Origin of the sequence: Promicromonospora sp. NPDC050262 (genome assembly GCF_040655935.1) — a bacterium.
GTDB lineage: Bacteria > Actinomycetota > Actinomycetes > Actinomycetales > Cellulomonadaceae > Promicromonospora.
This window is the reverse complement of record NZ_JBFAKX010000011.1, coordinates 16444-38390: the sequence shown is the minus strand read 5'-3', so window position 1 is coordinate 38390 and position 21947 is coordinate 16444. Positions and strand designations below refer to the sequence as shown.

Annotated in this window: 18 protein-coding genes; 13 read left to right on the top strand and 5 right to left on the bottom strand. The window is 73.1% G+C overall.

Features of this window, described 5'->3' with window-relative positions:
* Positions 1 to 2 precede the first annotated feature (2 nt).
* The 7 genes from AB0I29_RS17235 (at position 3) to AB0I29_RS17205 (ending at position 11367) form a co-directional block, all read left to right on the top strand.
* Positions 3 to 1526, top strand: coding sequence for an ABC transporter substrate-binding protein (locus tag AB0I29_RS17235; RefSeq protein WP_285101845.1), 1524 nt, complete (start codon positions 3 to 5; stop codon positions 1524 to 1526).
* Between the two features lie 24 nt (positions 1527 to 1550).
* Positions 1551 to 2498, top strand: coding sequence for an ABC transporter permease (locus tag AB0I29_RS17230; RefSeq protein WP_285101846.1), 948 nt, complete (start codon positions 1551 to 1553; stop codon positions 2496 to 2498).
* Complete coding sequence (locus AB0I29_RS17225) at positions 2495 to 5110, top strand: dipeptide ABC transporter ATP-binding protein (RefSeq protein WP_357483560.1); 2616 nt, start codon at positions 2495 to 2497, stop codon at positions 5108 to 5110. Before AB0I29_RS17230 ends, AB0I29_RS17225 begins: the two co-directional genes overlap by 4 nt.
* Positions 5111 to 5259: 149 nt before the next feature.
* Complete coding sequence (locus AB0I29_RS17220; RefSeq protein WP_357483557.1) at positions 5260 to 8676, top strand: S8 family serine peptidase; 3417 nt, start codon at positions 5260 to 5262, stop codon at positions 8674 to 8676.
* Between the two features lie 127 nt (positions 8677 to 8803).
* Positions 8804 to 9484, top strand: coding sequence for a hypothetical protein (locus tag AB0I29_RS17215; RefSeq protein ID WP_357483554.1), 681 nt, complete (start codon positions 8804 to 8806; stop codon positions 9482 to 9484).
* A gap of 287 nt (positions 9485 to 9771) precedes the next feature.
* A complete protein-coding gene (locus AB0I29_RS17210; protein WP_357483551.1) occupies positions 9772 to 10776 on the top strand; it encodes a 2-oxoglutarate and iron-dependent oxygenase domain-containing protein in 1005 nt (334 codons plus the stop codon).
* 171 nt (positions 10777 to 10947) lie between these two features.
* On the top strand, positions 10948 to 11367 hold the full coding sequence (locus AB0I29_RS17205) for a rhodanese-like domain-containing protein (RefSeq protein WP_357483548.1): 420 nt from the start codon (positions 10948 to 10950) through the stop codon (positions 11365 to 11367).
* Between the two features lie 62 nt (positions 11368 to 11429).
* Here the strand turns inward: AB0I29_RS17205 and AB0I29_RS17200 are convergent, their stop codons facing one another.
* Entirely contained in the window at positions 11430 to 12143 is a 714-nt protein-coding gene (locus tag AB0I29_RS17200; RefSeq protein ID WP_357483545.1) for a response regulator, read from the bottom strand.
* A complete protein-coding gene (locus AB0I29_RS17195; RefSeq protein ID WP_357483542.1) occupies positions 12140 to 13501 on the bottom strand; it encodes an ATP-binding protein in 1362 nt (453 codons plus the stop codon). Before AB0I29_RS17195 ends, AB0I29_RS17200 begins: the two co-directional genes overlap by 4 nt.
* Before the next feature lie 191 nt (positions 13502 to 13692).
* Here AB0I29_RS17195 and AB0I29_RS17190 point away from each other — a divergent pair, with 191 nt between their 5' ends.
* The 4 genes from AB0I29_RS17190 to AB0I29_RS17175 are packed head-to-tail and all read left to right on the top strand — an operon-like array spanning position 13693 to position 17580.
* Positions 13693 to 14694 carry a tripartite tricarboxylate transporter substrate-binding protein gene (locus AB0I29_RS17190; protein ID WP_285101857.1) on the top strand — a complete coding sequence of 334 codons (1002 nt, stop codon included), beginning with the start codon at positions 13693 to 13695 and terminating at the stop codon, positions 14692 to 14694.
* Positions 14691 to 15296 (top strand): tripartite tricarboxylate transporter TctB family protein, encoded by a 606-nt coding sequence (locus AB0I29_RS17185; RefSeq protein WP_357483537.1) that lies wholly within the window; start codon positions 14691 to 14693, stop codon positions 15294 to 15296. Before AB0I29_RS17190 ends, AB0I29_RS17185 begins: the two co-directional genes overlap by 4 nt.
* Entirely contained in the window at positions 15289 to 16791 is a 1503-nt protein-coding gene (locus AB0I29_RS17180) for a tripartite tricarboxylate transporter permease (protein WP_357483534.1), read from the top strand. The genes AB0I29_RS17185 and AB0I29_RS17180 overlap by 8 nt, the downstream gene beginning before the upstream one ends.
* A 9-nt stretch (positions 16792 to 16800) precedes the next feature.
* Positions 16801 to 17580 (top strand): SDR family oxidoreductase, encoded by a 780-nt coding sequence (locus tag AB0I29_RS17175; RefSeq protein WP_285101861.1) that lies wholly within the window; start codon positions 16801 to 16803, stop codon positions 17578 to 17580.
* Positions 17581 to 17613: 33 nt separating this feature from the next.
* Here the strand turns inward: AB0I29_RS17175 and AB0I29_RS17170 are convergent, their stop codons facing one another.
* Positions 17614 to 18708 (bottom strand): magnesium and cobalt transport protein CorA, encoded by a 1095-nt coding sequence (locus tag AB0I29_RS17170; RefSeq protein WP_357483530.1) that lies wholly within the window; start codon positions 18706 to 18708, stop codon positions 17614 to 17616.
* Positions 18709 to 18819: 111 nt separating this feature from the next.
* Here AB0I29_RS17170 and pyrE point away from each other — a divergent pair, with 111 nt between their 5' ends.
* Positions 18820 to 19395 (top strand): orotate phosphoribosyltransferase, encoded by a 576-nt coding sequence (gene pyrE / locus AB0I29_RS17165; RefSeq protein WP_182620223.1) that lies wholly within the window; start codon positions 18820 to 18822, stop codon positions 19393 to 19395.
* A gap of 68 nt (positions 19396 to 19463) precedes the next feature.
* Complete coding sequence (locus AB0I29_RS17160) at positions 19464 to 20189, top strand: hypothetical protein (RefSeq protein ID WP_285101864.1); 726 nt, start codon at positions 19464 to 19466, stop codon at positions 20187 to 20189.
* Positions 20190 to 20199: 10 nt separating this feature from the next.
* On the opposite strand, the gene AB0I29_RS17155 is transcribed toward AB0I29_RS17160, so the two are convergent.
* Positions 20200 to 20976, bottom strand: a complete 777-nt coding sequence (locus AB0I29_RS17155) for an HAD-IIA family hydrolase (protein WP_285101866.1) — start codon at positions 20974 to 20976, stop codon at positions 20200 to 20202.
* Positions 20977 to 21155: 179 nt separating this feature from the next.
* On the bottom strand, positions 21156 to 21929 hold the full coding sequence (locus tag AB0I29_RS17150) for a VTT domain-containing protein (protein WP_285101867.1): 774 nt from the start codon (positions 21927 to 21929) through the stop codon (positions 21156 to 21158).
* Between the last annotated feature and the right edge of the window lie 18 nt (positions 21930 to 21947).

The following is a 21947-nucleotide window of genomic DNA, read 5'->3' as shown; positions in this document are numbered from 1 at the left end:
GTGTGCAGATCCTCACCGGGCGTCGTGCCCTGGGCGCCGTCGTCGTCCTCACGTCAGCGGCCCTGCTCACGGCGTGCTCCGCCGGGAGCTCGTCCGGCGAGGCCCCGGGAGAGGGGCGTACCGACGCCGTCGTCGGGCTGACCGGGGAGCCGACCAACCTCGACTTCACGACGACGTCCGGCTCGGCGATCCCCCAGCTCCTGATGAACAACGTGTACGAGGGCCTGGTGACCATCGACCAGGAGGGCGAGGTGCAGCCGCAGCTCGCCGAGTCCTGGGAGATCAACGGCGACCGCACGGTCTACACCTTCACGCTGCACGACGGCGTGACGTTCTCCGACGGCTCCGCCTTCACCGCGGACGACGTGGTGTCGTCGATCGGGCGGGTCCAGGACGACTGGACGCTGAGCCTCAAGGCCAAGATGGACGTGGTCGAGAGCGTCGAGGCGGTCAGCGACACCGAGGTCGCCGTGACGCTGGCGCACCCGAGCAACGCCTGGCTGTTCGACATGGGCACCTCCGTGGGCGCCATGTTCCCGGACGACCTGTCCGTCGACCTGGCCACCGAGGCGGTCGGCACCGGGCCCTACACGGTCGAGGAGGTCGCGACCGGCGAGCACGTCACGCTCGCCGCCCGCGACGACTACTGGGGCGAGGCGCCCGCGCTCACCGAGGTCACCGTGCGGTACTTCGCCGACGCGAACGCGCAGGCCAACGCCGTCCGGGCCGGCGACGTCGACATGGCCTACAACATGCAGGCCCCGGACCTGATCTCCGGTCTGGAGCAGGACGAGGACCTCCAGGTGATCGACGGCACCTCGACGGGCGAGGTGCTGCTCTCGCTGAACAACGCCCGGCCGCCCTTCGACGACCTGAACGTGCGCCGCGCGGTCATGTACGCGATCGACCGCCAGGCCGTCCTCGACACGGCGTGGGCCGGGCACGGGCAGCTCATCGGCTCGATGGTGCCGCCCACCGACCCCTACTACCAGGACCTCACGGACTCCTACCCGTACGACCCGGACCGGGCGCGGGAGCTGCTGGCCGAGGCCGGCGCCGAGAACCTGAGCATCACGTTCGACGTCCCGACCCGCCCCTACGCGGAGGCCGTCGCCCAGGTGGTCGTCTCGCAGCTCAAGGACGTCGGCATCGACGCGAAGATCGTCCCGGCCGAGTTCCCCGCCGTCTGGCTCGACAAGGTGTTCACCGAGCACGACTACGAGATGTCCGTGATCCTCCACACCGAGGCCCGGGACATGCTCACGATCTTCGGCGACCCCGACTACTACATCGGCTACGACAACCCGCGGCTCGCCCAGGTGGCCGAGCAGGCCGACGAGGGCAGCCCCGACCAGTACGTCGCGGGCATGCAGGAGGTCGCCCGGATGATCGTGGACGACGCCGCGAGCGACCCCCTGTTCCTCTTCCCCAACACGGTCGTGGCCGACGCCGCCCTCGCGGGCATCGCCGCGAACGCCACCACGGAGTCGATGGACCTGACCGGCCTGCGCTGGTCGGACAGCTGATCCGGCCCGCCGCCGGACAACGCCGTGGCCAGACACCTCGCCTCGCACGTCGCCCAGCTCGCCGCCACGCTGCTCGTGGCGACGGCGGCGATCTTCCTGCTGCTGCGGGTGCTGCCCGGCGACCCCGCCGTCGTCGCGCTCGGGATCGAGGCGTCCCCGGAGGCGCTCGCGGCCTGGCGCGCCGAGCACGGCACGGACGGTCCGCTGGTCGCCCAGTACCTGCACTGGGTGGGCGGGCTGCTCACCGGTGACCTCGGCACGAGCTACGTCACGTCGCAGGAGCTGACACCGCTGGTCGCGGACCGGGTGCAGGTCACGGGCATCCTGGTGCTGCTCGGCATGCTGATCGCCCTCGTGGTGGCGGTGCCGCTGGGCACGCTGGCCGCCGTCTGGCACCGGAACGCGGGCGGCGTGACGCTGTCCGCGGTGAGCCAGGTCGGAGTGGCCGTACCGAACTTCCTGGTGGGCGTGCTGCTGGTGTCCCTGTTCGCGGTCCGGCTGGGCTGGCTGCCCTCGGGCGGCTGGACGGCGCCCGTCGACGGGCTCGGGGAGTTCTGGCGGCACGTGCTGCTGCCCGCGGTCGCGCTGGGCTCCGTGCAGGCCGCGATCATCACGCGGTACGTGCGCAGCGCCGTGCTGGAGATCATGCGCGAGGACTTCCTGCGCACCGCCCGCGCCAAGGGGCTCACCTTCACGGGTGCGCTGGTGCGGCACGGGCTGCGGAACGCGGGTGTGCCGATCGTGACGGTCGTCGGGGTGCAGATCGCGTCCATGCTCATCGGTGCGGTGGTGATCGAGCGGGTCTTCGCCGTGCCCGGTCTCGGCAGCCTCCTGCTGGACTCGGTGGGCAACCGCGACCTGCTCGCCGTGCAGTCCGTCGTGGCGGTGCTCGTGGTGCTGGTGGTGCTGCTGAACTTCCTGGTCGACCTGGCCTACACCCTGCTGGACCCGCGGCTGCGGAGGGCGGCATGAGCGGCGGGCGCCGTCGGGGTCCGGCCCGACGTCGCGGCCGGGTGCACCCCCAGCTCGTCCTCGGCGCCGTGCTGGTCGGGCTCGTGCTGGTCACGGCGCTCGTGTCGCTGGTCTGGACCCCCTACGACCCGGAGCACGCCGGTGCGGAGCGGCTGCTGCCGCCGGGCGCCGAGCACTGGTTCGGCACGGACCGGTTCGGTCGCGACGTGTTCTCGCAGGTCATGGCCGGTGCGCAGATCACGCTGCTGGTGGGGCTCGTCGCGGTCGGGATCGCAGCGGTGGTCGGTGTGCCGCTCGGCGTGCTCGCGGGGATGCTCCAGGGGTCGGGCCGTGGGCGGCCCGCCGCGGTGCTCATGCGGGGCAGCGACATCCTGCTCGCGTTCCCGGGCCTGCTGCTCGCGATCGTGCTGGGCGCCGTCTACGGCGCGGGCACGGTGACGGCGATGGTCGCGCTCGGCATCGGCTCGATCCCGGCCTTCGCGCGCGTGGCCCGCAGCGGCACCCTGCAGGTGATGCGCGCCGACTACGTGCTCGCCGCCCGGGCGGCGAACCGGGGGAACCTCGCGATCGCGGCGCGGCACGTGCTGCCCAACATCGCCGGCACGGTGCTGGTGCAGTGCTCCGTGAACTTCGCGATCGCCGTGCTCGCCGAGGCAGGGCTGTCCTTCCTGGGCCTGGGCACGCCCCCGCCCACGCCGTCGTGGGGCCGCATGCTGCAGGAGTCGCAGCAGTTCCTGGGCGTGGCCGACCACCTGGCGATCGTGCCGGGGGTGGCGATCGCCGTGGCGGTGCTCGGCTTCAACCTCCTGGGCGACGGCCTCCGCGACGTCCTGGACCCGAGGCTGGCGAGCACCGGTCCCGCGGCCGAGCACGTCGCCGTGGACGCCGGAACCGGCGTCCGCCACGAGCCCGACGGCACGGCTGCGGAACCCGCCCTCGACCTGCGCGGGCTGACCGTCCGCACCCAGAGCGGGCGGGCGCTCCTGTCCGACCTCTCGCTGCGGGTCGCCGCGGGCGAGCGCGTCGGGCTGATCGGCGAGTCCGGGTCGGGCAAGACCATGACGGCGCTCGCGGCGCTGGGCCTGCTGCCCGACGGCGTCTCGGCGACCGGGCACGTCGGCCTCGCCGGGGTGGACGGGAACCTCCTGGACCGGGGCGAGCGCGCGCTGGCGCGGCTCCGCGGCCGGGAGATCTCGATGGTCTTCCAGGAGCCGATGACGGCCCTCAACCCGCTGATGCGCGTGGGCCGCCAGGTCGCGGAGGCGATGACGGTGCACGGGGTCCCGCACGGGACGGCGTCCAGGAGGGCGGCGGACCTGCTGGCCGAGGTGGGCCTGCCCGACGGCGCCGCCCGGCGGTACCCGCACGAGCTGTCCGGCGGGCAGCGCCAGCGAGTGGTGCTGGCGATGGCGCTGGCGAACGCCCCGGCGGTGCTCGTGGCGGACGAGCCGACCACGGCCCTCGACGTCACCGTGCAGCGGCAGGTGCTGGACCTCGTGGTGCGCCTGGTCCGTGACCGCGGCGCGGGGCTGCTGTTCATCACGCACGACCTCGCCGTGGTGTCCCAGGTGTGCGAGCGGGTGGTGGTGCTGCTCGACGGCGTCGTGGTCGAGGAGGGCCCGGTCGCCGAGGTGTTCGCGCACCCCCGGCACGAGTACACGAGGCGGCTGCTCGCGGCGTCCGCCCTCGAACCGCTGGCGGTGGAGGCGGCCGGGCCGGGGGCGGACGGGCGGTCGGCCGCGACGGCCGGGCAGTCGCCGTCGGCCCCGGAGCCGCTGATCCGGGTCGAGGACGTGACCCGGACCTACGCGAGTCGCGGCCAGACCGTGCACGCCCTCCGGGGCGTCTCCCTGGAGGTCCGCGAAGGGCAGCGGTTCGGCATCGTGGGCGAGTCCGGGTCGGGCAAGTCGACGCTGCTGCGGATCGTCTCCGGACTGGATCAGGCGACGTCGGGCCGCGTCGCCAGCGCGGGCGTCGACCTGAGCCCGGCGGGCACCGGCCGGGCGGGGACCGCGCCGTCGGGCGGCGCGCGCGGCGTGGGCGGGCCGACGGCGTCGCCCGACCTGGGCGACCTGCGCGCCGCCCTGCAGCTCGTGTTCCAGGACCCGTACGGCTCGCTGGACCCCCGCATGACCGTGGGCGACATCGTGGCGGAGCCGCTGCTGAACCCGGCGAACGTCCGGGACGGCGGCCCCCGGACCGCGGCCGCCCGGCGGGACGCGGTGCGCGAGATGCTGGACGCCGTCGGCCTGCCGCTCGATGCGACCGAGCGGTACCCGCACCAGTTCTCGGGCGGGCAGCGGCAGCGCATCGCGATCGCGCGGGCCCTGGTGTGCCGGCCGCGCATCCTCGTGGCGGACGAGCCGGTCAGCGCGCTCGACGTCTCCGTCCGGCGGCAGGTGCTGGACCTGCTCGCGCGGCTCGCCGACGAGTACGCGCTGACGCTGCTGCTGGTGTCGCACGACCTCGGCGTCGTGCGGCACGTCTGCGACCACGTCGCGGTGATGCACGACGGCCTGATCGTGGAGCAGGGGCCCACCGCCCAGGTCTACGACGACCCGCGGCACGAGTACACGCGGCGCCTGCGCGCGGCGACGCCGCTGCTGCGCTGACCAGCGCTGACCAGCGCTGACCAGCGCTGACCAGCGCTGACACAGGTCGCGCCCGGTTCTCGTCCACCCCAACGATCCCGGCGCACGCGGCGTCTGCCCTCGTGAAGGCGGTGTTCGACCGCCGGCATCCTCACGAAGGAGACAGGCAGATGCGCGCCAGAACGGGTGCAGCGGCAGCGGCGATCGCGGTGGCGGTCGCGCTGGGTACAGGGGTACCGGCGTGGTCGTCCGGAGCGTCCGGGTCCCGCGGGGAGCAATCCGGTGCGACCGGGACGGCGGGGGCGGGCGCGTCGTCCGCGACCGTCACCCTGATCACGGGGGACCAGGTCGACGTCGGGCGGTACCCCGACGGCAGCAGGTCCGTCACGGTCCGCCCCGCGGCGGGTCGCGAGGGGATCGCCTTCCAGAAGCTGGTCCAGGGTGACAGCGTGCAGGTGATCCCCGGTGACGTCGCGCGCCTCGTGCCCGACCGTCTGGACCCTGCGCTCTTCGACGTCACGGGCCTCGTCGCCGCGGGGTACGACGACGAGCACCGGGACACGGTCCCCGTCATCGTGCAGGACGCCGCGGTGGCCGACGCGGCCGCCGCCGCGGACGCGGTCACTACCGCGGGCGGGCCCGGCGCGGCGGCCGTGGCCGGCGCCGCGCGGCACGACGAGCTCGACTGGGCAGCACTCGGCCTCGAACCCGAGCGGAGCCTGCCGTCGGTCGGTGCGGTCTCGGCCGACCTGGACAGGGCCGCGGCCGCCGACCTGCTCGCGACGCTGGACCCGGCCCCGGCGGCCCGCTCGGCCACGCCCGACGTGAAGGTCTGGCTGGACGGGCGCGTCGAGGCGTTCGACACGGACTCGATGCCGCAGATCGGCGCGCCGGCCGCCTGGGACGCCGGGTTCACCGGCGACGGGGTGACCGTCGGGGTGCTCGACTCCGGCATCGACACGACCCACCCCGACCTCGACGACGTGCTGGTCGGCGCACGCGACTTCACCGGTGCCGGCGACACCGAGGACCGGTACGGCCACGGCACGCACGTGGCCTCGATCGCCCTGGGTTCGGGCGACGCGTCGGACGGCGACAACCGCGGCGTGGCCCACGGCGCCGACCTCCTGGTCGGCAAGGTGCTCGACGACTTCGGTGGCGGTGAGGCGTCGTCGATCATCGACGGCATGGAGTGGATCGCCCAGGCCGGTGCCGACGTGGTGAACATGAGCCTCGGCGAGTCCGAGCGCTACACCGACGGCACCGACCCGTTCTCGATGGCCGTCGACACGCTGAGCGCCCGGCACGGGACGCTCTTCGTCGTGGCGGTGGGCAACGAGGGCCGGTACGGCGCCGTGGTCCCGCCCGGGGCCGCGAACTCCGCCCTGACGGTGGGCGCCGTCGACGACGACGACCAGGTCGCGTACTTCTCCAGCCGCGGACCGCGGGCGCGGGACTACGCCGTCAAGCCGGACATCACGGCGCCCGGCGTCGAGATCGTCGCGGCACGGGCCGACGGCACCAACGAGTGGGAGAGCGACGGCCCGTACACGGCCTGGAGCGGCACCTCCATGGCCGCGCCGCACGTGGCCGGCGCGGCCGCCGTGCTCAAGCAGGCCCGTCCCGAGCTGACGGGGCCGCAGCTCAAGGCCGTTCTCATGGGCTCGGCCCGGCACACCAGCGGCGGTGCGTTCGACGAGGGCGCCGGCCGGGTCTTCGTCCCCTCCGCCCTCGACCTGCCCGTCACGCCGACGCCCGCGTCGCTGTCGTTCGGCGCCTTCGAGTACCCGCAGGAGGGCACCTCGACGCAGACCCTCACGTACGAGAACCCCGGCGACGTCGCGGTCACGCTGGACCTCACGGTCGAGGCGTCGGACCAGGACGGCGAGCCGCTGCCCGCCGGCGCCGTCACGCTCGACGCCGCATCCGTGACAGTGCCCGCCGGGGGTACGGCGACCGTCGAGGTCGGCGTCGACCGCACGGTGGGCGCCGTCGAGCGCCGCTACTCGGGCGCGGTCACGGCCACGGACGCCGAGGGCCGGGAGATCCGGACGCCGCTCGGCTACTACAAGGAGCCCGACCTCGCGGACCTTGACGTCCGGACTCTCGGGCGCGACGGCGAGCCGCACACCGGGTCGTCGAGCGTGCGCATCGTGAACGTGGACGACCCGACGCTGTTCGACGAGCACCGGGAGATCGGCCCGGAGGGCCTGGACCTGCGGGTCCCGCCGGGCCGGTACTCGGTCACGGGCTTTCTGTGGACCACGGACGAGGAGTACGTCGTCTCCGAGGTCTCCGCGGTGCTCCGGCCCGAGGTGACCGTCGCCGACGACACCACGGTCGTGCTCGACGCCCGCGAGGCGCGCGAGCTCACCGTCTCCACCCACCGGCCCGCCGCGGTCCGGTGGATCGCGCTGGACGACACCCGGACCACGGCCGCGGGCGACGACCCGTACGGGTTCGGCACCGTGGTCGGGGGCGACGCGAAGGCGTACGCGACGCCGACGGACGCGCCCGTCACGGTCGGCACGTACGACCTGCAGACCCACTTCGTCCTGGAGCAGCCGGTGGCGCAGGGCCGGGCGCCGTCGTACACCTACGACCTGCTGTACACGCAGGACGTGGTGGACACGTTCCGGTTCCGGGCGACGGCCCGCGACACGGCCGCGGTCACGACCACCTACGCGGCGCTCGGCGCCGACCACCACGCCGAGAGCGCCCGGGTCGGTACCGCGCCGGGTCACCTGTGGGGCTCGGCGGTGGGCAGCCCGGTCACGGTTCCGGGCCGGCGCACCGAGTACCTGAGCACGAACGGCATCGCCTGGGGCCACCAGGTCTACTCAGGCTCGGCGGACGACCCGCAGCAGGGATACTTCGACTCCGTGGCACGCACCTACGCGCCCCGGGAGAAGGCCCGGACCACGGTGGGCGGCGCCGTCCTGAGCACGCGCGCGGGAGCCGGCGCGTTCACGGTCGCGGACGACACGCTCGGCGTCCGCCTCGTGCCGTGGAGCGATGCGGAGGGGCACCCGTTCGCAGGCTTCGGCGGGCAGAGCACGCGCCTGCGGGTCTGGCAGGACGGCGAGGCCGTGCTCGACCAGACGCGGCCCACGGCCGAGGTGGCGCTCCCCGCCGACGGCGCAGCCCACCGCGTGGTCCTCGACGCGAGCCAGGAGGCGTCCTGGTGGGAGCGGTCCACGCGGACGAGCACCGAGTGGAGGTTCCACGCGGCGCCGGGCGCCGCCACCGGCCCAGCCGTGCTCGACGTCGGCTACGCCGTCAAGGGTCTCGACGTGCGCAACGCGGCACCCCGCGGCACGCGGGTCACGCTCACGGTCGGGCACCAGGCCGGTGCCCCGGAGGGTCGGTCCGCGAAGAACCGGGTCACGTCCGCCCGCCTGTGGTCGTCCGCGGACGACGGCGCCACCTGGCACGCCGTGTCCCTCACCGGCCAGCGGCGGGGGACGTTCACCGGGACGGTACGGGTACCGCGCGGCACCGAGCACGTGTCTCTCCGGGTCGAGGCGCGGGACGCGTCGGGCGGCACGGTGAAGCAGACGGTGACCCGCGCGTACGCCGTCCGCTGACCCAGCACTCCGAGGCACGTGTCAGACGTACAGGTCCCTCGGGTGACCTGTACGTCTGACACGTCGCGGTGGATCTGACACGTCCGCGCGTCCCCGGCCCGTGCGCCGGTGTAGCCTCCTGCGCGAGATGAGCGAGCACGTGACCAGCGGCGACGGCGGCCTGCCCGCGCCCGACGACGGCCTCCCCGGCGCCCGGGCGACGCACCACGGCAAGCCGCCGATCCGCCTGATCTACGTGCCCGGGCTCGGCGACCGGATGCCGCCCCTGGTGCACCTCCAGCGCGAGGCGCTGCGCACCTGGCGCGCCTTCGGGGTGCGCACCACGATGTTCCGCGTGCGCTGGTCGTCCGACGCGTCGTTCGAGGAGCGGCTGGACCGGCTCGACGCCCTGGTCGACCAGTTCGAACAGCGCGGCGAGCGGGTGGCGCTCATGGGCGCGTCCGCGGGCGCGGGCGCCGTGCTCGCGGAGTACGCCCGACGCCGCTCGATCGTCGCCGTCGTGATCATCGCCGGGAAGTTCCTCGAACCCGAGGACATCATCAAGCCCGTGCTCGAACGCAACGCGCCGTTCGCGCAGTCGCTGTCGACCGTGCCGAAGCTCCTGGAGGAGCTGGGCCCGGACGACCGGGCCAGGATCCTGAGCCTGCGCTCGGCGCGGGACGGCGTGGTCGACGACGAGGACACCCTGCTCGAGGGCGCCGTCAACGAGACGATGCGCGTGGTGGGCCACGTGATCGCGATCGGGTACGCGCTGATGTTCCGGGCGCGGCGGGTGGTGCGGTTCCTGCGCGAGGTCGTGACGGACTGAGCCGGACCCGTGCCGTTCCGCGGCCCGGGGTGCTACCGTGTCTCACATCGTGAGCACCTTCCTCTGTACCTGCTGTCGCCGCTGAGCGGTCGCCCACCGGGCGACCCCCTGGCGCGTTTCCTCGCGCCGCCGACAGCAGCTCCTGCTCACATCGCATCCCCGTGCACACGCACCGGGCTCCCGCACTCCTCCGTCCGGAGGCGTCGGAGCACCCGGGCGAGGTCTCGGCGATGCCGGGGCGGCCGCCGTCGGCGCACCCACCCGGCACCCTCGAAAGGACCCTCACCATGCCCGGCATCCCCGTACTGGACCTCTCGCTGCTCGACGGCGGCCCCGACGACCAGACCCGTTTCCGCGACGAGCTGCGGCGCGCCACCCACGAGGTCGGCTTCTTCTCCCTGGTCGGCCACGGCGTCCCGCAGGACCTGATCGACCGTGCGTACGCCACCGCCCGCGAGTTCTTCGCGCTCCCCGAGGAGCAGAAGCGCGCGATCGAGAACGTCCACAGCCCCCACTTCCGCGGCTGGACGCGGATGGGCGGCGAACGCACGCTCGGCCGTGTGGACCAGCGCGAGCAGATCGACATCGGCGCCGAGCGGCCGGCCGTGCCCGCGGGCCCCGGCGTCCCCGACTACTGGGCGCTGGAGGGCCCGAACCTGTGGCCCGAGGCTCTCCCGGCCCTGCGTGAGGTCGCCGAGGAGTGGCTGAGCCGGCTCGACGGCGTCGCGACCCGCCTGCTGCGGGCCTGGGCCGAGTCGCTCGGCGCGCCGTCGGACACGTTCGACGCCGTGTTCGAGCGGCCCTCGCCCCACCTGAAGATCGCCCGCTACCCGGGGGTGGAGGCGGCCGCGCCCGCACAGGGCGTCGGCGCGCACAAGGACCTCGGGGTGCTCACGCTCCTCTCCGTCGAGGACGGCAAGGCCGGCCTCCAGGTCGAGAAGGACGGCGAGTGGCTCGACGTCGTCCCGCCCGCCGGGGCGTTCGTCGTGAACATCGGTGAGCTGCTGGAGATCGCGACCGACGGCTACCTCAAGGCGACGCTGCACCGCGTCGTGTCCCCGCCGGCGGGCACCGAGCGCATCTCGATCCCCTACTTCCACGGGCCCGCGCTCGACGCGACGATCCCCGACGTCGAGCTGCCGGAGGCGCTCCGTGCCGCCGCGCCGGGCGTGACGCTGGACCCGGCGAACCCGCTGCACGCGGTGTTCGGCGACAACTGGCTCAAGAGCCGGGTGCGGGCGCACCCGAACGTGGTGGAGGCGCAGCACCCGCACCTGCTCCAGACCGCGTGACGGTCCCGTCCCCCGCACGTGTCAGATCCACAGGTTCCCCGGGTGACCTGTGGATCTGACACGTGGGGGGCAGCGGGGACGGGCTCGGAGTAGCCGGCCTTACGGATGCTTCAGAAACAGTGCGCATCCGGACCCTTGTCCCCGGTATCCCGGCGTCCGCAGACTCTGGCCATGACGATCTCCCAGGACACCTCCGCCGCCGTCGCCCACTTCGCGGGGCGCCTCGCCTTCGAGACCGACGTCAGCGACGTCCATGCGGCACTCGCCGCCAACAGCGCGTTCACGCTGGTCGACGTGCGCTCCCCGACCTCCTGGGACCAGGGCCACATCCCCGGCGCCGTGCACCTGCCCGGCGGCAAGGTACGCCTGCGGGCCGAGCAGACCGTCGACCGGGAGAAGCCCGTGGTCGTGTACTGCTGGGGTCCGGCCTGCAACGGCGCGACCCGGGCCGCCCTGGAGTTCGCGAAGCTCGGCTACGAGGTCAAGGAGATGATCGGCGGGTTCGAGTACTGGGTCCGGGAGGGTTTCGCCTACGAGACGGCGGCCGGCCCGGCGCAGCCGGAGGTGGACCCGCTGACGGCCCCGGTCTGACGGCCCCTGCCTGACGGGCTGCTGCGCGGCTGCCGACCTCACGAGGCTCCGCAGCGCCAGCTTCACGCCGGGCGGTAACGGTTCTCCGGGCGGCCCGTCGCGCCGTATCGCGGCGTGACCTGGGCGTATCCCTCCGTGACCAGGTGCTCCAGGTAGCGGCGGGCGCTCACGCGCGACATCCCGACCACCTCGGCGACCTCGGCCGCCGAGGCGTCGCGGGACGCCGTCGTGCCACCGGCCGCGCCGTCCCCGCCGCACAGCCGGGCCAGCGCCTCCCGGACCAGGTCGCGGCTGCGGCCGGACAGCCCCTTGGGCACCCGGTCGGCGGAGCGCGGCCCGGCCAGGAGCTGGTCCACCTCGTCCTGGTCGAGGGTGTCCTGGGCCCGGCGCACGTCCTCGCGCCGCTGCCACACCTCGTCCAGCCGCTCCCGCAGCGCGGCGGACGTGAAGGGTTTGACCAGGTACGCCAGCACCCCGCCGGCCATCGCCTGGCGCACGCTGTCCAGCTCCCGGACGGCCGTCGTGGCGACGACGTCGACCGGCGGTCCCGGCAGCATCCGCAGCCGCTGCAGCACGTCGAGCCCGCCGATGTCCGGCAGGTGCAGGTCGAGCAGCACCAGGTCGGGGCGCAGCGCGGACACGAGGCGCAGCGCGTCCGCGCCGGTGCGTGCCTCGCCCACGACGACGAACCGGGGGTGGCTCTCCACGAAGCCCCGGTGCACGGTCGCGACCGCGGGATCGTCCTCGACGACGAGCGTCCGCGCCTGCCCGGTCACGACGCTGCCTCCGGAACCTCGGCACCCGCGCGAGCCCCAGCACCCGCACCGGCTCCCGCCCGAACCCGCCCCACGCCTGCTGCCACCGGCACCGGCAGCTCGACCCGCACGCACGCCCCGCCCAGGTCGCCGGTCCCGAGCACCACCTCGCCGTCGCGCCGGTCCACCACCCGCCGCACGAGGGCAAGGCCGATGCCCCGGCTGTGCTCCCGGTCGCCCGGCACCTTCGTGGAGAACCCCGCCTTGAACACCTGGTGGTGCAGCGACGTGGGGATGCCGGGGCCGTCGTCGTCCACCTGGAGGCACAGCCGCGCCCCCTCGGTCCCGAGCAGCACGCGGACCCGGCCGTCCGGCCCCGCCGCGTCGACCGCGTTGTCGATCAGGTTGCCCAGCACGATGAGGGCGTCGGTGTGCAGCGCGGAGGCGTCCGGCGTCGTCGGCGCGTCGAGCACGGACTCGTCCGCGACGTCGAGCGTCACGCCCCGCTCCCGCGCGGTGATCGCCTTGACCAGCAGCAGCGCGGCGATCTCGGGGGACCGGACGCCCGGCGCCACGGCGGACGCGGTGAGCAGCCCGCCGTGGCCGGACCGCTCGATGAAGGCGACCGCCTCCTCCGTGCGACCCAGCTCCAGCAACCCCGAGATGACGTGCACCGTGTTGGCGAACTCGTGCGACTGGGAGCGCAGGGCGTCCGTGAGCCCGCGGGTCTCCAGCAGGGTCGCGATGTCCTCGGGTTCGAGCAGGTAGATCCTGCGGCGCACCAGTCGCGTCACCCAGGCCGCGCAGAGCACCCCGACGACGGCGGCCACGGCGAGCGCGGCGAGCAGCCAGCCCCGGTCGTCGGTCAGGTCGGCGCGCAGCTCGGACTCCAGGATCCCGACGCTGGCGGTGCCGATCACGGGGGCGGGCGAGGAGTCGTCGGCCGCGTCGCCGAAGACGGGCACCTTGACGCGCCACGACGTGCCCAGGGTGCCGGTCTGCGTGCCCGTCCACACCTTCCCGGACAGCGGCACCGACGGGTCCGTCGAGACCCGCTGCCCGATCTGCTCCGGGTCGGGGTGGGAGTAGCGCACGCCGTGCTCGTCGGTGACGACCACGTACGTGACCTCGGAGGCCTCGCGGATCACCTCGGCGATCGGCTGGATCGTCGCGGCCGGGTCCTCGTCGTCGAACGCGTCGTGGATCGCGGGCAGGCGCGCGACCGACTGGGCCACGCCGGACATGCGGTCGACGTAGGCCTCGCGGAGCTGTCGTTCCTGCAGGGTGGAGGCCACGAGCCCGGTCGTGCACACGAGCACGAGCACGATGACGACCTGCAGCGCCAGGAGCTGCACCCGGAGCGTCATCGCTCTTCTCACGGGGGCCAGTGTGCACCGGTTCGTCGTCGGCGCGGTAGCCGCGCGGCGTGACCGAAACGACCACAACCTTCGTTGCGACCAGAACCGGGGCGGCACGGCCGCCGCTCCCTACGCTCACGCCCGGACGGACAGAGGACCGGCGGCGTAGCCGGCCCCGACCGTCCGCACACGCATCCGCTCGAGGAGGAGACATGCGCATCATCCGGTCCGGGGCTGCCCCCGTCGGAATCGTCCTGGCCCTGGCGCTCGCCGGCTGTTCGGTCCTGGAGTCGAACGGCGGTGGCGGCGACACCGCGATCGACGAGCTCAGCATCGTGGTGCCCGCCGGGCCCGGTGGCGGCTGGGACCAGACCGGCCGCGCCATGCAGGCCGACCTGCAGGAGGAGGGCCTGGTCGGCTCGGCCACGGTCACCAACGTGGACGGCGCGGGCGGCACGGTGGGCCTGGCGAACATCGCCAACGCCACCGACCCGAACACCCTGCTCGTGATGGGCCTGGTCATGGTGGGGGCCGTCGAGACCAACCAGTCGCAGGCCCGGATCGAGCACACCACCCCGATCGCGCGCCTCACCGAGGAGCAGGAGGTCATCGTGGTGCCGAAGGAGTCGCCGTACCAGAACGTCGACGACCTCGTCGCCGACATCAAGGAGAACGGCAAGAAGGTCTCGATCACCGGCGGGTCCGCGGGCGGTACCGACCACATCCTCGCCGGGATGCTGATGCAGGCCGGCGGCATCCCGTCGGAGAACATCGGCACCAAGCTCAACTACATCGCCTACTCCGGGGGTGGCGAGTCGCTGGCGGCGCTGCTCGGCAACAACGTGAGCGCGGGCATCTCGGGGGTCAGCGAGTACGCGGAGCAGGTCGCCGCGGGCGAGCTGCGGGCGCTCGCCGTCTCCGGCGAGGAGCGCGTCGAGGCTCTGCCCGACACGCCGACCCTCACCGAGGCCGGGTACGACGTGGTCCTCACCAACTGGCGCGGCGTGGTCGCCCCGGGCACGATCGACGACGCCGAGCGGGAGGCGCTGACCACCACGGTCACCGAGCTCGCCCGGTCCGAGTCGTGGCAGGCCACGCTCGAGGAGAAGGGCTGGGACGACGCCTTCCTCGCCGGCGACGAGTTCGACACGTACCTCGAGGGCAACATCGCGGAGTCCCTGGCGGTGCTCAAGGACATCGGGCTCGTCCGGTGACGTCGGACGGCACGGCGCCCGAGGCGCCCGCCCGCACGGGTGAGCCGACGGCGGAGGCCGGCCCTCCGCCGTCGGGCACCCCGGGCCCCGGGGTGGACGAACGGCCGCGCCGCAGGTGGGGCGAGCTCGTGCTGGCCCTGGCCACGACCGCCCTCGGGGCCTACGTGCTGGTGGCCGCCGGGAGCATCACCGTCCCGGGCTCGACCAACACGCTCGGCCCCCGGGCCTTCCCGTACCTGGTGGGCGGCATGCTCGTCGCCGCGGGCGTCGTGCTGACCGTCCTGATCCTGAGCGGCCGGGCCGGCGAGGAGGAGGGCGGCGAGGACGTCGACCCCACCGTCCGGACCGACTGGCTCACGGTCGTGCTGCTCGTGGTCACCCTGGTGGTGCACGTGTTCGCGATCAACGTCGTGGGCTGGCCGTTCGCCGCCGCGCTCCTGTTCGCGGGCGCCGCGGTGATCCTGGGCGCCCGCCCGTGGTGGCGCGCCGCACTGGTCGGGCTCGTGCTGGGCCTGGTCGTCCAAGTGATCTTCGGCGGGCTGCTGGGGCTGTCGCTCCCGGCCGGGCCGCTGCTGGAAGGGGTGCCGTTCCTCCGTGGATAACTTCTCGGCCCTGATCGACGGGTTCGCCACCGTGCTGCACCCGATGTACCTGCTGTACGCGCTGTTCGGCGTGTTCATCGGTACCGCGGTGGGCGTGCTGCCGGGCATCGGCCCGGCCATGGCCATCGCCCTGCTCCTGCCCCTGACGTACACGCTGGAGCCGACGGCGGCGATCATCCTCTTCGCCGGCATCTACTACGGCGGCATGTACGGCGGGTCGACCACGTCGATCCTGCTCAACACGCCCGGCGAGTCCGCCTCGATCGTCACGGCGATCGAGGGCAACAAGATGGCGCGCGCCGGGCGCGGTGCCGCCGCGCTCGCCACGGCCGCCATCGGCTCGTTCGTCGCAGGCTCGCTCGCCACGGTGGCGCTGACCTTCCTGGCGCCCGTGATCGCCCGCTGGGCGGTGCAGCTCGGCGAGCCCGACTACTTCGCCCTCATGGTGGTCGCCTTCGTGACCGTGGGCGCGCTGCTCGGCTCCTCGGTGCCCCGCGGCATCGCCGCGCTCGCCCTCGGCCTGTTCCTCGGGCTGGTCGGCACGGACACGCTGACCGGCCAGCAGCGCTTCACGTTCGGCGTGCTCAACCTGGCCGACGGGATCGACGTCGTGATCGTCGCCGTCGGGCTGTTCGCCGTGGGGGAGGCCCTGTACGTGGGCTCGCGGATGCGGCACGGCCCGGTCCGGATCATCCCGGTCGAGAAGGGCTGGCGCACCTGGATGAAGCGAGACGACTGGCGCCGGTCCTGGAAGCCGTGGCTGCGCGGCGCCGCGATCGGCTTCCCGGTGGGCACCATCCCGGCGGGCGGGGCCGACGTCGCGACCTTCCTGTCCTACGCCGCCGAACGCCGGCTCGCCGGTCCGCGGCGCAAGCAGTTCGGCAGGGGCGCGATCGAGGGCGTCGCCGGTCCGGAGGCCGCCAACAACGCGGCGGCGTCGGGCGTGCTCGTCCCGCTGCTCACCCTGGGCCTGCCCACGACGGCGACGGCGGCGATCATCATCGTCGCCTTCCAGTCCTACGGCATCCAGCCCGGCCCGCTGCTGCTGCAGAGCGAGTCCGCCCTGGTGTGGGCGCTGATCGCCAGCCTCTACATCGGCAACCTCATGCTGGTGGTGCTGAACCTGCCGCTGGTGGGCATGTGGGTCAAGGTGCTGCGCATCCCGCGGCACTACCTGTACGCGGGCATCCTCCTGTTCGGCGCGCTGGGCTCCTACGCGCTGAACTTCTCGCCCGTGGACGTGCTGCTCCTGGTGCTCATCGGCCTGGCCGGGTTCTTCATGCGCCGGTACGGGTACCCCGTGGCCCCCCTCGTGGTCGGCATGATCCTCGGCCCGATGGCGGAGGACCGGCTGCGCCGGTCCCTCGCGATCAGCCAGGGCGACCTGACCTACCTCGTGTCCAGCCCGTTCGCCGCGACCGCGTACGTCGCGATCGTGGTGCTCCTGGTCGTGGGCCTCTGGCTCAAGCGTCGCGAGCGGGCCGAGGAGGCCTAGGGTGCCCTCATGGGTACAGCACTGATCACCGGCGGGTCCGCCGGCCTGGGCCTGGAGTTCGCACGACAGCTCGGGGCGGCCGGGCACGACCTGGTGCTGGTGGCGCGCGACGACCGGCGGCTGGCCGACGTCGCCGCCCAGCTCCACGCCGCCACGGGCGTGGCCGTCGAGGTCCTGCCGGCGGACCTCTCCGTGCCCGACGACGTCGCGCGGGTCGCGCGGCGGCTCGCCGTCGTCGGCGGCCGGCCCGAGGACGGCGACCTGCGCCCCGTCGGGCTGCTCGTCAACAACGCGGGGTTCGCGACGAGCTCGCCGTTCTCGACCGGCCGGATCACCACCGAGCGCCGGGGCATCGACGTCATGGTCAAGGCCGTCGTCGAGCTCAGCCACGCCGCCGTCGGGCAGATGCTCGAACGGCGGCGCGGCGCGATCCTGAACGTCGGCTCCGTCGCCGCCCTCACCGCGGGCGGCTCCTACGCCGCCGCCAAGGCGTACGTGCGCACGTTCAGCGAGTCGCTGGCGGCCGAGCTCAAGGGCACCGGCGTCACGGTCACCGTGGTGGCCCCCGGGTTCACGCACACCGAGTTCCACGCGCGGGCGGGCATCGCCGAGTCCGCCATCGTCCCGGAGTGGGGCTGGCTGGAGGCCGAGGACGTGGTCCGGACGGCGCTCGCGGACGTGCGCCGCGGCGTCGTGCTCTCGACACCCTCGGTGCGCTACAAGGTCGCCTCGGCGGCCCTGCGGATCATGCCCCGGTGGGCCGTCCGGGCGGTCGGCAGCTACCGCTGACGAGGCCCGGCCTGTCGGCGCGCGGCGCCCCCGTCAGAGCCAGCCGACCCGCTTGAAGATCCAGTAGAAGATCCCGCCCAGGCCGACCATCCCGCCGATCGCGAGCGGGTACCCGAAGGTCCAGTGCAGCTCGGGCATGTGGTCGAAGTTCATGCCGTAGATCGTGCCGATCAGCGTGGGCGCGAAGAGGATGGCCGCCCACGCGGAGATCTTCTTCATCTGCTCGTCCTGCTTGAGGCTGATCTCCGTCATCCGACGGGTCTCCTCGTTCTGCTCCTGCGTCACCAGCGTCGAGTGCACGTTGAGGGCGTTGGTGAGCAGCGACCGGAACGTGTCCGAGGTCTCCGCGTGCTTGATCGCGTGGTCGAGCACGTTGCGCAGGTTCCGCAGCAGCTCGACCCAGCGGTGGTCCTGCACGTCGCCGTCGGGGTGCGAGGCGTCCGCGTGCGCGGCGGTGGACTGCTCGTCGGCGTACTCCCGCTTGGCGTCGTAGAGGTCCTGGAGCATCTCCACCAGCGGGCTGGTGGCACGCTGCAGGCCGATCACCTCGCGGGTCGCCTCGTAGATCCGGAACGACACCTCGGGGTCGCGGGAGAAGAGCTGGTCCTCGATCTGGTCGATGTCGCCGCGCAGCCGCGTGACCACGGGTCGGTACGTGTCCACGACCTCGTCCAGCAGCGCCGCCAGGATCGCGACGGGTCCGAGGCGCAGCAGGTCCGGGTCCTTCTCCAGCCGGTCGCGCATCGCGCCGAGGTCGGGTGTGACGGACCGCCGGACCGTGACGACGAAGTCCGGGCCCACCCACGCGTGCACCTCGCCGAACTCGACGCGGTCGACGTGCCCGTCGCCGTCGTCGTCGACGCTCCGAGCGGGGTGCAGCACCACGAACAGCACGTCGTCGTAGTGCTCCACCTTGGGGCGCTGGTGCGCGTGGATCGCGTCCTCGACCGCCAGCGGGTGCAGGGCGAACTCCGCGGCGACGGCCTCGATCTCGGCCGGTGCCGGCCACGACAGGTCGACCCAGGCGATCCCGCCGCGCTCGCGGGTCGTCTCGCAGGTCTCCTCGATACTGGCGGGGTTGGCCGTGCGCCTGCCGTCCACGTACACCGCGTTGTCCATGATGCTCACAGCAGAACCTTCCCAGAGTCGGACGGCAACCCGGACCGTGGTCCGCATCCGGCGTCCGGGGGCCCGCCGGACGCGCGGGGCCGCGCCGGACGCGCGACGTACCCTTGCACCGTGAACGCTGACTTCTCCCCGACCCCGCGCGAGCAGCTCGCCGAGCTCATCAAGGAGCTTGCCGTGGTGCACGGCAAGGTGACCCTGTCCTCCGGCAAGGAGGCCGACTATTACGTCGACCTGCGCCGCATCACGCTGCACCACCGGGCCGCCCCGCTCGTGGGGCACGTGCTCCTGGACCACCTCGAGGAGGTCGGCCTCGGCACGGCCGAGATCGACGCCGTCGGCGGCCTCACGCTCGGTGCCGACCCGATCGCGGACGCGCTGCTGCACGCCGCGGCTTCGCGCGGCCAGGACCTCGACGCGTTCGTGGTGCGCAAGGCGGCGAAGGCGCACGGCATGCAGCGCCAGATCGAGGGGCCCGACATCGCGGGTCGCAAGGTGGTCGTCGTCGAGGACACGACCACGACGGGTGGTTCGCCGATCGCGGCGATCGAGGCCGCCCGGGCCGCCGGCGCCGAGGTGCTGGGCGTGGCCACGATCGTGGACCGGGCCACCGGCGCGGGCGAGAAGATCGAGGCGCTCGGGGTGCCGTACCACTACCTCTACGGCCTCGAGGACCTGGGTCTCGCCTGAGCCGCTGGCCGTCCCCATATCACTCCCTCGTGGAGACTTTTGCCTAGCCCTACTGTATCTTTAAGTTCATGGGGCCATTTGTCGCATTAGTCCTGCTCGTGGTCGGCGTCGTCGTCTTCACCATCGCCGCGGTGCGTGTCATGGGACGTGGGCGCGCGCAGGACGTCGAGCGCTGGGCCGAGGCGAACGGCTGGGAGTACGTCGGCACCGACCCCGTGCTCGCGCAGCGGTGGAGCGGCCGGCCGTTCGGCATCGGCCTGGACCGGACGGCGCGCGACGTGGTCCGCGGGAACGTCGACGGCTTCGACATCGTCTCGTTCACCTACACCTGGCGGTCCGGCACGGAGGGCGACACGCGCCGCATCGGGCTGCGCCGCACGGCGCACGTGGTGGCGCTCGACGCGCTCCCGGGTGAGCCCGTGGTCGACCTGTCGCCCGAGGGGCTGCGGGAGAAGTGGCAGAAGCTCTTCGGGGCGCAGGACGTCCAGATCGACAACCCCGCCTTCGACGGCCAGTGGCTCGTGCGCACCTCCGACGAGTTCTTCGCGCGCCGAGCCCTGGACGCCCGCCTCGCGAACATCGTGATGCTGCCCGACTTCCACGGCTCCCGGCTGCGCATCGAGGGGCCGTCGGTGCTGCTCTGGCGTCCGGGCCGCACGGACGTGACGTCGCTGACCGAGCGCGCCAAGCGGGTCGCCGACGTCGCGCGCATCGTGCTGCCCATGGAGAAGGGCGGCCCGCGCTTCGAGTCGGGCGGGACGATCGACGGGTTCGGGATCCCCGGCCTGACCTGATCGGGCCGGCTCAGACCAGGTCGACGATGTCCGCGATCGAGTTCACCACGTGGCTCGGCCGGAACGGGTACTTCTCGACCTCCTCGATCGACGTCGACCCCGTGAGCACCAGGAACGTCTGCAGGCCGGCCTCCATGCCACCCAGGATGTCGGTGTCCATGCGGTCGCCCACCATCGTGGTCGACTCCGAGTGCGCGCCGATCAGGTTCAGCGCGGACCGGAACAGCACCGGGTTGGGCTTGCCCACGTAGTAGGGCTGCCGGCCCGTCGCCGCCGTGATCATGGCGGCGACCGAGCCCGCGGCGGGCAGCAGCCCCTCCTGCGACGGCCCGGTGACGTCCGGGTTGGTGCAGATGAACCGGGCGCCGTCGACGATCAGCCGGATCGCCTTGGTGATCGCCTCGAACGAGTAGGTGCGGGTCTCACCGAGCACCACGTAGTCGGGGTCGGACTCGGTGAGCGTGTAGCCCGCCTGGTGCAGCGCCGTCGTCAGGCCCGCCTCGCCGATGGCGTACGCGCTGCCGTTCGGGATCTGGTCCGCGACGAACTGTGCCGTGGCCAGCGCCGACGTCCAGATGTTCTCCTCCGGCACGTCGATCCCGCTGTACGAGAGCCGGGCACGCAGGTCGCGCGGCGTGAAGATCGAGTTGTTGGTCAGGACGAGGAACGGCAGCTCCTTGTCCCGCAGCGCCTTGATGAACTCGGGGCCGCCGGGGAGGGCCGTGCCCTCGTGCACCAGCACGCCGTCCATGTCCGTGAGCCAGGCTTCCGTGGTCCGCTCGATCATGGGCGCCAGCCTAGTGTCTCGGACCCGGAGGCCTTGTCCGTGGCAGATCCCGCCGACGAGGCAACGGTTGCTGCCCGGGGAGGGTTACGGAGAGTGAGCACTGCTACGTCTCTGTAACCCTCCCCGAGCAGTGATGCTTGCCTGGCACGGTCCCTCGGCTGCGCCCGCGGGCCCCTCGGCTACGCCCGCGGGTCCCGCGGCGCGCCCGTCAGTGCGGCGTCGTCCGACGGCGCGGACCCCTCGGGGGCAACCGCCGCGGCCGCCTTCTCCGCGCGCCTCGCCCGCCAGATCTCGACGATCATCGGGATCACGGAGACGAGCACGATGAGGACGAGCAGCGCCTCGATGTTCTCCTTGACGAACGTGAAGTTGCCGAGCACGTAGCCCAGCAGGGTCACGCCGACCGCCCACAGCAGCGCGCCGATCGCGTTGAACGTGACGAAGTGCCGGTACGACATCTTGCCGACGCCGGCGGCGACCGGGGCGTAGGTGCGCACGATCGGCACGAACCGCGCGACGATGATGGTGCGACCGCCGTACTTGTCGAAGTAGGCGTTGGTCTGGTCGATGTAGGACCGCTTGAAGAGCCTCGAGTCCGGCTTGTCGAAGATCTTGGGGCCGGCCTTGCGGCCGATCAGGTAGCCGGTCTGGTCGCCGAGGAACGCGGCGGCGAACAGCATGAGGCAGAGCACCGCGACGTTGATCTGCAGCGTGCCCTGCGCCACGAGCGCGCCCGCCGTGAACAGCAGCGAGTCGCCGGGCAGGATCGGGAACAGCAGTCCGGTCTCGACGAAGATGACGAGCGCGATGCCCACCAGCGCGGCGTCCCCGAACCGCTCGATGAGGTAGTTCGGGTCCATCCAGTCGATGCCCAGGAGCTGCGGCACGGGCGCTGCGTGGACAGGGGTGGCGGCCAGTCCGGACACGACTTCCGGGAGTGCGGTCGTCAGCATGCATCGAGCGTAGCGGGG

Coding starts and splice junctions, on each gene's coding strand:
- AB0I29_RS17225 (WP_357483560.1), top strand. CDS start 2,495: ATGAGCGGCGGGCGCCGTCGGGGTCCGGCCCGACGTCGCGGCCGGGTG.
- AB0I29_RS17220 (WP_357483557.1), top strand. CDS start 5,260: ATGCGCGCCAGAACGGGTGCAGCGGCAGCGGCGATCGCGGTGGCGGTC.
- AB0I29_RS17215 (WP_357483554.1), top strand. CDS start 8,804: ATGAGCGAGCACGTGACCAGCGGCGACGGCGGCCTGCCCGCGCCCGAC.
- AB0I29_RS17210 (WP_357483551.1), top strand. CDS start 9,772: ATGCCCGGCATCCCCGTACTGGACCTCTCGCTGCTCGACGGCGGCCCC.
- AB0I29_RS17205 (WP_357483548.1), top strand. CDS start 10,948: ATGACGATCTCCCAGGACACCTCCGCCGCCGTCGCCCACTTCGCGGGG.
- AB0I29_RS17190 (WP_285101857.1), top strand. CDS start 13,693: ATGCGCATCATCCGGTCCGGGGCTGCCCCCGTCGGAATCGTCCTGGCC.
- AB0I29_RS17175 (WP_285101861.1), top strand. CDS start 16,801: ATGGGTACAGCACTGATCACCGGCGGGTCCGCCGGCCTGGGCCTGGAG.
- AB0I29_RS17160 (WP_285101864.1), top strand. CDS start 19,464: ATGGGGCCATTTGTCGCATTAGTCCTGCTCGTGGTCGGCGTCGTCGTC.
- AB0I29_RS17155 (WP_285101866.1), bottom strand. CDS start 20,976: ATGATCGAGCGGACCACGGAAGCCTGGCTCACGGACATGGACGGCGTG.
- AB0I29_RS17150 (WP_285101867.1), bottom strand. CDS start 21,929: ATGCTGACGACCGCACTCCCGGAAGTCGTGTCCGGACTGGCCGCCACC.